Below are 3,394 nucleotides of genomic sequence, written 5' to 3'. Positions count from 1 at the left end.
ACCGGTTGAGAGGCAGCTGTTGGCTGCGACCCGCGGAACAATGTGCCGGCGACATGGATCTTGCGGCTGCCGGGCAGGGCGCCGGTGGTGACGGGCATTTCGATGGGGCTGTTGATGTCGGCCATGGTGCGCGCTCCATTTATATCGAACGGAGTGCGGGCATTGTGCCGCGCCCTCCCTCCGCCGGTTCAAGCCGGATCAGGTTCAGCGGGTCGCAGCCAACAGCTGCCTCTCAACCGGTCCAAGCCGGCCCCCCGGGGTCTGGCACCAGTATAGCGCCGGCGCAGCGAATGCCCATGCGGTTTCTGTGCAGTGCCCAAACGAAAACAGGCCGCGCCCGGGGGCACGGCCTGTTTTGTGTCTGAGGTGATCGCGATCAGGCGATGCCGGCGCGGCGGCGCCAATCAGGCAAGCGCAGAGCGGCGGCGGCGCATGCTGGCGCCAATCAGGCCGAAGCCGGCGATCATCATCGCCCAGCTGGCCGGTTCCGGCACCGGCGCGTCACCGGGGATCCATTCGCGCGACACATAAGTGACGCGCACGCTGGAATTGATGATCGTGGTCAGCACACGGTTGAAGGCGCCGATGTTGCCGGACGGCACGACGCCGTTCGCGTCGCGCGGGCGCGAGGCGACGCTGTTGCCGGTCATGTTCAGCGTCATCTTGAAGACGTCGTCGAACGGATCGGCCAGAAAGGCGTTGCGGTTGAAGAAATTGAGGTTGCCGCCGGTCAGTGTGATCGTGCTCACAAGCTGCGGCGCGCCGGACGTGAAATTGACATTCGCTGTCTGGCGACCGGCTGCTTGCACATTGTTGGTTTCGCTGGTGAACGATGGATTGAATGTCTGGACGGTGCCCGTCGGCAGCTTGCCGACCAGCGTGCCGGCAAAGCTGTTGGCAAGGCGGTAGGTGCGGACCGATTGGTCGCCAGTGCCGTTGGTCAGGGTGCCGGTGGTCGTCGTGCTGATCAGCAGTTCGATCTTCACGCTGGTGATGGTCTGGCGCGTCGCCAGCGCCAGACGCGGCACCAGCACGATGGCGTTTGCAGCCGTGTAGGCGGCGGTCAGGTTGGAGTTCGCCAACGCGCCGGTGTTTACTGTCGCGGCCGAGGTCGCGCTGGTCACGACGGTTGTCACCGCAGCCGCCGGAGAAGCGATAACGACGGCGGCAATCGCCACGACAAAATGATGGCTCACGATTTTGCCCCTGAAACTTACGCCTCAGCGAGTACCGTAAACTTTTGGCCAAGACAATGCTGCAACAGCGGAAAATCAAACTTTTACAATAGTTTATAAAGTATTAATTTTCCATTGTGCCAAACCGGTGTCGGTGCCGCACAGCCGGTCCCAGAAACGGAAATACAGGCCATAGTTGCAATTGTAGTGCCGATGGTGCGTCTCGTGGTGCGATGCGCTGATGACATGGCGGCCGAACCAGCCGTTCACCCAGCGCGCCGGGAACATTTCCCAGCCCATGTGATTGGTGACGCCCATGACGCTGGCGATGGTCAGGACGACTGCCAGTGCACCAACGTGAATCGGAACAATGAACATCAGGGACGGGATGAGAACAGCGCCCGAAATGGCCTCGGTGGGGTGAAAGCTCATGGCGGCCCAGGCGGTGGGCGGCTTGCTGGCGTGATGGACGGCGTGGACGCGCTTGAACCAGCGCGGCGTGTGCATCCAGCGGTGGGTCCAGTAGAACCAGGTGTCATGCGCGAACAGATAGACGCCGATGCTGATCGGCCACCATATGGCTTCGCCCAGCGTATCGACAGTCAGCGACATCTGCGTCCAGCCGTAACGGCGGAACAGTTCCACGGCCAGGCCGGCGGGCACGGCATAGATGACCGCCGACAGCAGCGACCAGCCGATTTCGGCGCGGATCTGCGCGCGGCGACGCTGCGGGTTGGCCGGGCCGGCGGTGATGCCGCGCCGTGCCGTCCACAGCGCAAAGCTGCCGGACACCAGCAGATAGCGCACGGCGACGATTACCGTCATGCCGAGAACGCCAAGAAAGATGCTGCCTGCGCCGATCATGCCCGCTGGTTACACATGCAGCGCCGCGATGGGCAAGCGACGCAAACGTCGCGGCGGCTTACTTGATGTATTGATCATACCAACCGAGCCAGCGGGTCATGCGGTCCTTGAGGAAGCTGGGGCGTTTGACGCCGTGATGTTCGCCCGGATAGATCACCAGCCGGGCCGGGATGCCGCGGCTGCGCAGGGCCTGGTACATCTGTTCCGACGCAATCAGCGGCACGTTCCAGTCCACCTGGCCGACCATGAACAGCGTCGGCGTGACGATGCGGTCGTTATGCAGGAACGGATAGCTGACCCGGTCCCAGGCTTCGCGGTTTTCCCACGGCTTGCCGAGTTCGGTTTCATAGTCATTGACATATTGGTCGGTGCCATAGCCGGCGATGACGTTGCTGATGCTGGCGCCGCTGACCGCCGCCTTGAAGCGCGTGTCGGACGCGATGAGATAGTTGGTCAGCATGCCGCCATAGCTCCAGCCGCCAACGCCCAGCCGGGCCGGATCGGCGATGCCGCGCGCAACGGCATCATCGACGGCGGCCAGCGCGTCCTGCACATCGACACTGCCCCAGGCGGCATAGATCGCCTTGGCATAATCCTGGCCGCGACCGGTGCCGCCGCGCGGATTGGACGCGATGACGGCAAGGCCATGGCCGGCCAGTGCCTGCCACATCGGATTGAAGCTCCAGTCGAACTGCGACTGCGGGCCGCCATGGTTGAAAAGGATGGCGGGCAGGGGTTTGGCCAGAGTTTGGGCCGGTGTTTGGGCGGGCAGGGTGACAAAGCCATGCACCTCGGTGCCGTCCTTGCTCCGGAAGCTGGTTGCGGTCACCGGGCTGAGCGTGACGCTGGCCCGCCAGGCATCGTTGTGATGGGTCAATTGCCGCGCTGTGTTGCCGTCGAAGGCGACGACCTCTGGCGGCATCATGGGCGTGGAGAGCAGCGCCGCGATGCGCCCCTTGCCATTGCCGGTGAGCGCGGAAAACACGCGTGGGCCACTTGCCACATCGCTGATCCGGCCGCTGGCGATATCGACGCGGGCGATACGCTCGGCGCCGTCATCCTCGACAATGACGCTGATGCTCTTGCCGTCGGCTGACCAGACCGGGCCTGTGACATTGCGGTCCAGCGATGCGGTCAACAGCCGCCGTTCGCCGCCCATGGCCGGGATGATGGCCAGATGGCGCGTGCCATAGGAGAACAGTTCTACGGGGCCGCCTTCGACATAGGCGATGCTGCGGCCATCGGGGCTGAACGCCGGATAGCTGCCCGAGCCGGGCGCGTTGTCGGCGCCGGCAAAGCTGGTCAGTCGCTGTGGTTCAGCTGTGCCGGTGGGAGAAACACGATAAAGGTTGCTG

The 3,394-nt window shown here is 63.8% G+C and carries 3 protein-coding genes and 1 riboswitch; all 3 genes read right to left on the bottom strand.

Annotated features, from left to right (window positions below):
• Positions 1-158 precede the first annotated feature (158 nt).
• A riboswitch (TPP riboswitch) is annotated at positions 159-267 on the bottom strand.
• Positions 268-404: 137 nt separating this feature from the next.
• Complete coding sequence (locus RMQ73_RS03450; RefSeq protein ID WP_310496628.1) at positions 405-1,196, bottom strand: PEPxxWA-CTERM sorting domain-containing protein; 792 nt, start codon at positions 1,194-1,196, stop codon at positions 405-407.
• Positions 1,197-1,289: 93 nt separating this feature from the next.
• Positions 1,290-2,039: a sterol desaturase family protein gene (locus RMQ73_RS03445; RefSeq protein WP_310496627.1), complete on the bottom strand. Its 750-nt coding sequence runs from the start codon at positions 2,037-2,039 to the stop codon at positions 1,290-1,292.
• A gap of 58 nt (positions 2,040-2,097) precedes the next feature.
• Positions 2,098-3,394, bottom strand: a 1,297-nt coding sequence (locus RMQ73_RS03440) for a prolyl oligopeptidase family serine peptidase (protein WP_310496626.1), incomplete at its 5' end; no start/stop codon positions are given.

This window comes from Sandarakinorhabdus sp. (assembly GCF_031430775.1).
Taxonomy (GTDB): domain Bacteria; phylum Pseudomonadota; class Alphaproteobacteria; order Sphingomonadales; family Sphingomonadaceae; genus Sandarakinorhabdus.
Note: the sequence above shows the minus strand (reverse complement) of the source record. Positions and strands in the feature narration are given on the sequence as shown.

Bases quoted from the DNA above. Each gene is read 5' to 3' on its own strand.
- RMQ73_RS03445 (WP_310496627.1), bottom strand. From the start codon at position 2,039: ATGATCGGCGCAGGCAGCATCTTTCTTGGCGTTCTCGGCATGACGGTA.